The following is a 5,182-nucleotide window of genomic DNA, read 5'->3' on the forward strand; positions in this document are numbered from 1 at the left end:
TAACGGCTTCAGCGTGCAGCGTGAGGCCGTCGGCCAGCGTAACGCCGTGCGGCGTGATGTCATTCACCGCGCACGACGTCAGGAGATTTTCTCCCAGCGCCGTTTCCAGCGCCCGGGCAAAGCTTTCTGCCGTCACGCTAAGGTAGCCGCCTGGCAGCGTGCGGGTGAAGCGAGGAAAGCGTACCTCGTAACCCTGCCAGCGGTGCGCCACCAGTGGCGCCAGCCACTCATGTTGTGCGGGCGTTAAGTCGTCTTCGTGAAAAGACCAGGTGTGATTGCCGCCTGCACGTTCGCCCGCCTCCAGCATCAACACCTTCAGGCCAGGCTGCCGCTGGCGTAGCCGCCAGGCTATCAGGCCGTTTGCCAGGCCACCGCCCACCAGAATTACATCCCAATTCGTCATCCTGTTGCCTCAATCCTTTCCGCACCCATTGCCTTTTCCACAATATCCGCCGCCCTTTGCGATCCGCCCGCCTGGCGCAGCTGCCGCTGCGCCTCGGTCATGTTGGGAGAACAACGCGTGTCCTGAAGCAACGCAGCCAGCTGTTTTGCCATCTTTTTACTGCTGGCGAAACGGGAAACGCGGTGGCCAAGTCCATTCCACACCACGCGAGACGCAACGCCGGGCTGATCGAAAGCGATGGGCACGGCCAGGATGGGCGTGGAGCTGCTGACGGCATCCACCACCGTATTCAGCCCGCCATGGGTGATAACAGCCTGCGCCTGCTGCATAACGCTCAGCTGATCGGCAAAATCCGTCACCCAGTATGCGCCGCAGGCTTCCAGCTGCGCCTCCTGGCTGCGGGTCAGGCCACCGCAATGGGCGATCAGCAGCTGCACGTGCAGACGTCGGCAGGCGCGTGCGATGGTCTTAAACAGGCGAAAGCGATGCCCCTGCAACGTGCCTAACGAGGCGAAAACAAAGGGTCGCGAAGAAAGCAGCGGCCAAAAACGCTGCTGCGTGGAGGACGGCCGCAGCGGCCCGACCGGATAAAAATGGGCGGGCAGCGCGTGACGAGGAAAGTCCAGCGCGGGCACCGTCTGGCTGATTTGCGCCAGCGGCGACAGGCATTCATGCAGCCCGGTACGCGGTGTCAGGCCGAAGCGCTCGGCGTGGCGCGCAATCACGCGACCGTGGCTACGCATCATCCAGTCATAGATGCGCTGGCTGGTGCGAAACAGTTTTTGCGCGCGCAGGTCGGTACCGTAACTGAAGGACATTACCGGCAGCGGCATGCCCGGCTCGCGGTTAACCGGCAGCGCGCAGGCGACCGAGACAAAAGGCAGCGCCAGCCCTTCCGCTACCAGCCCGCCAGCCGCCTCCATCTGATCGACAATCAGCCCGTCTACCTGCAATTTTTTTAACACAGGCGGCAGTTCGCGACACAGCATATCCGTAGCACGGGACATATCTTTAATCAGCGCGAACAGCGACACGCCCGCAGGTGAAGCGGCCAGCCTGAGCGTACGGGCCAGGCTGCCGGGTGGATGGGAATCCTGACCGACAGCCTCAAAAGCGATACGCGGATCGCTGAGCAGCGCGCCCGCCTCGGCCTGATGAATAAACGTAATCTGATGGCCCCGGTCAATCAGCGCCTGCGCCAGCGCCTGTAGAGCCTGCCAGTGGCTGTACAGCGGCGGCGCAACCACGGCGTAATGACTCATGCTTCGCTCCTGTTGCGGGATAGCTTTGCCTGGCGCAGGTCCGCCAGGCTGGCACTGCCGGTACAAAAGCAGGCAATCCTGAGCTGGGCGATAACGGTCTGAAAGTGCGTCACGGTCGCCTCGTAAGAGGCACTGGCGCTAGCCAGCACCGCGGCCGCCTGCCCCACCAGATCGGCGCCCAGCGCCACCGCTTTCGCGGCATCGATGCCGTTAGCAATGCCGCCGGAGGCGATAAGTGGCAGAGTCGGCAACGCAGCGTGAATATGGTGTAGCGCGTCGGCCGTTGGGATACCCCAGTCGGCAAACGCCATCGCCATGGCGCGCAGTTCAGGACGCGATGCCCTTTCCGCTTCAACGGCCGCCCAGCTGGTGCCGCCCGCGCCCGCCACATCAATCATTGAGACGCCCACTTCGTTCAGGCGTTGCGCCACGGCAGGTGAGATCCCTGCGCCGACTTCTTTCACCACTATCGGCACATCAAGCTGCTTCACCAGCAGCGCGATCGCCGCCAGCACGCCGCGCCAGTCGCGGTCGCCGCCTTCCTGCAACGCTTCCTGCAGCGGATTAAGGTGAACGATTAGCGCATCTGCCTGGATCATATCCACCGCGCGGCGGGCGTAATCCAGGCCGCGCTGGCCGTGAATTTGCGCTGCGCCGAGATTTGCCAACAGCGGGATATCCGGCGCGATGGCGCGCAGTTCGCTGGTCAGGCCAAAGCTGACGTCGCTTTCCAGCGCCACGCGCTGTGAGCCAACGCCCATAGCCAGCCCCAGCGTCTGCGCCGTACGAGCCAGATTAAGATTGATGTCGCGAGCGCGAGCGGCCCCGCCGGTCATTGAGCTAATCAGCAACGGTGCCTGTAGCTGACGGCCGAACAGCGTGGTGCCAAGATCGATGCTGTCCAGATCCAGTTCGGGCAGCGCGCAGTGTTCAAAGTGCCAGTGTTCAAATCCAGTGCGGCTTTTGCGGGCGTCGGCAGCCGGATTAAGGACGATATCAAGGTGGTCATTTTTACGCTGTATAAGGTTCGCGTCCTTCATTCACGCTCCGTTTGTGAACACTTAACTAAAGGTCGCCAGCTGCTGGCTAAACCAGCTATGCATAAAACGCCGCGTCGCCAGGCCGTGCTGGCAGACGGAGAGGTGCTGATCGGCACTATTGAGATGCTCATGCAGGCGTGAGCGCACCGCCTCGGCCCCCAGCAGCGCCACCAGCGTCGATTTCCCGGCGTCTTTATTGATATCTTTACCCGTGCCGCTACAGCCGTCCGCCAGATCGTCGAGGAGTTGAAAAGCTTGCCCCAAATCCCGGGCAAAGCAGCCCAGCTTTTGACGCACGTCCGGCGTAGCTTCTGCCGCCAGCGCCGCGATTTGCAGCGTCGCGCTGAATAGCATGCTGGTTTTCAGATCGTTGGTGTCGGCTATCGCTTCTTCGCTGCGCGCCGTGGCACCTTCGTTAAGGTCGCGAAACTGTCCCTGAACCAGCCCCTGTAAGCCCACGGCAGCAGAAAGCTCCGCTACCGCCTGGGTACGGCAGGCATCCGACAACCCTTCGGCAGCCGCCACCACGCCAAAAGCGTTGCTGAGCAGCGCCACCGCCGCGAGGATCGCCACGTCCTGACCAAACTGGCGATGAATGGTGGGCCTTCCGCGCCGCAGTGCCGCATTATCCATACAGGGAATATCATCCAGCATCAGCGAAGCGGCATGCACCATCTCTACCGCACAGGCGAGATCGAGCAGCCCCGGATGATTTTTGTCGCAGCCCAGATCGTATGCCGCCAGCAGCAGCAGTAAAGGTCGAATACGCTTGCCCGGTGCCAGCGCACCTTCACGCATCGCCGCGCCGACCCGGTCGCGTTCGCCACCCGCGGGCAGGAGCTGGTCAAGACGCTGATGCAGCGCGTCGCGCAGCGCCCGCAGTTCGCTTTCCTGACTCAGTGATTCTTTCGCGTTGGTTATAGTTGCCGTCACTGGTTTTCCCGTCATAACGAGTGAATAAATAAGAGACCGTCATGGCCCGCTCGCCCTTTTTTCGTCCGGGCGACGACGGTTATGCTCATGAGAGCTAACGCTATTTCTGTTAAGCCTAGAGTATTATTGATAATTTGCTGGCTTCCCCCCCAGAAAAGGGGGATTTTTTTCCCAGCCTGATGCGCGCCGCCGCTGGTGGAGAACAATGCCGCCAGGCAGGAAGTCGATGATGGCTTTGCCACAGACGAGATGGCGTGAGTACCGCCGCGGTTGAATGCGCTTAAGACTGAATAAGGGAAAAGAGCCGTGTGCCAAAGGAGCGGCCGGCGACAAGCTTCCCGGATCGGGCGGCATCGCTTATAGTCGCCCTGCCGTTTTACCCGCCCGGCCTTATCCTGCCAGGCAGCCAAAGGCGAACTGTCGCGCTTCAGCGTAAACCAAAAGCGGGATCCGGAAAGCTCACGTGTATTGATGGGCATCAGGCTATAGCGGCGAAACGGTCTGCACAACATGTTGAAAAACGTAGGGATCGGAAAGTAGCTCGAAGGCTTCGTCGTCCGGGTAAGTGACCGCTACGTGATAGTCTTCTCCGGCAAATGCCTTTACCGCCTGTAGATCGTCCCAGTAAGTAGCCAGAAAAAAATGTTCCCAACCGTTTTGGGTTTCCCGTCGGACTACTGCGCCCCGGTTTCCCGCGATGCTCTTTGAATGGTCAACGCCTGTCTTTTGAAGATGTTGAGCAAAACCTTCTGCGTATTTAAGGGGAACACAACCGTGCCAGGTCCTTACAATCATGGGCCTTTCTCCTGTTAGCGGCAAAAGGTCACCCTACCATTGGTCGGTCATTCAGGGCGAGCTTTCTGACGGGCAGGCCTGTTGTTCGAAACAGATTTAAGCCTGTTTTAGGGGGCGTCTACAGCACGGTGACTTATGCAGCCGTCATTGATGCGGCAACAACGTCATACACACCCAGTGGGCATTGCTAAAAATACCCAACGAAACACGATGAATGAACAGCAGGCCTTGCCACAGGCTCGGGGTGAACCAGAGACCGGCCTGGCTGATTATTTTTACAGTTAAGGGCCGAGGTGCCCTCCTGAACGTTGCCGCGGCCAGCCCTGTTCCGCTGGTCTGTTTGAAGCAGCATGCGGGTCAACACGCAAGCATTTGTCTGTAAACGAAGCGTCCCGATTGGCCAGTGGCCCTCTTTTCACCCTGCATTCACCTGTAAAGCATAGGAAAGAGCCCTACCGCCATCACGCTGCACATAACCACCTGTATCAGAGCAATAAAAAATGCAATAGTGCCTAAAAAAGTGATCTTCTTGCGCAAAATAAATGTCAGGCCGGAAAGGACGGCACTGAAGAGAATGACTTTCAATACGTAGAGCAGCGGTACAAAAGCGACGTATCCGGCCCGGATCCCTGCCATACCTGCAAGGCCGATAAACAGCCCACCACAGAAGCCTCATCCCCAGAATGTCATTGGGAGACTGAGCCGCCCCAGAACCAAACTTTTCAACACGATTTTCTCCTTTATACGGT

6 protein-coding genes are annotated in these 5,182 nt (G+C 59.6%); all 6 read right to left on the minus strand.

The features are described from left to right. Window positions 1-403, minus strand: a 403-nt coding sequence (locus RTK32_RS18635) for a lycopene cyclase family protein (RefSeq protein WP_312046595.1), incomplete at its 3' end; no start/stop codon positions are given. Then, window positions 400-1,665 (minus strand): glycosyltransferase, encoded by a 1,266-nt coding sequence (locus RTK32_RS18640; protein ID WP_312046597.1) that lies wholly within the window; start codon window positions 1,663-1,665, stop codon window positions 400-402. The genes RTK32_RS18640 and RTK32_RS18635, both read right to left, overlap by 4 nt. Then, complete coding sequence (gene fni, locus RTK32_RS18645) at window positions 1,662-2,705, minus strand: type 2 isopentenyl-diphosphate Delta-isomerase (protein ID WP_312046598.1); 1,044 nt, start codon at window positions 2,703-2,705, stop codon at window positions 1,662-1,664. Before fni ends, RTK32_RS18640 begins: the two co-directional genes overlap by 4 nt. Before the next feature lie 21 nt (window positions 2,706-2,726). Then, entirely contained in the window at window positions 2,727-3,638 is a 912-nt protein-coding gene (locus tag RTK32_RS18650; RefSeq protein ID WP_312046600.1) for a polyprenyl synthetase family protein, read from the minus strand. A gap of 483 nt (window positions 3,639-4,121) precedes the next feature. Beyond that, window positions 4,122-4,433, minus strand: a complete 312-nt coding sequence (locus RTK32_RS18655) for a hypothetical protein (protein ID WP_312046601.1) — start codon at window positions 4,431-4,433, stop codon at window positions 4,122-4,124. 415 nt (window positions 4,434-4,848) lie between these two features. Further along, on the minus strand, window positions 4,849-5,182 hold a 334-nt coding region (locus tag RTK32_RS18660; protein ID WP_312046603.1), incomplete at its 5' end, for a hypothetical protein.

The organism is Erwinia sp. (assembly GCF_031978025.1).
Taxonomy (GTDB): Bacteria; Pseudomonadota; Gammaproteobacteria; order Enterobacterales; family Enterobacteriaceae; genus Erwinia.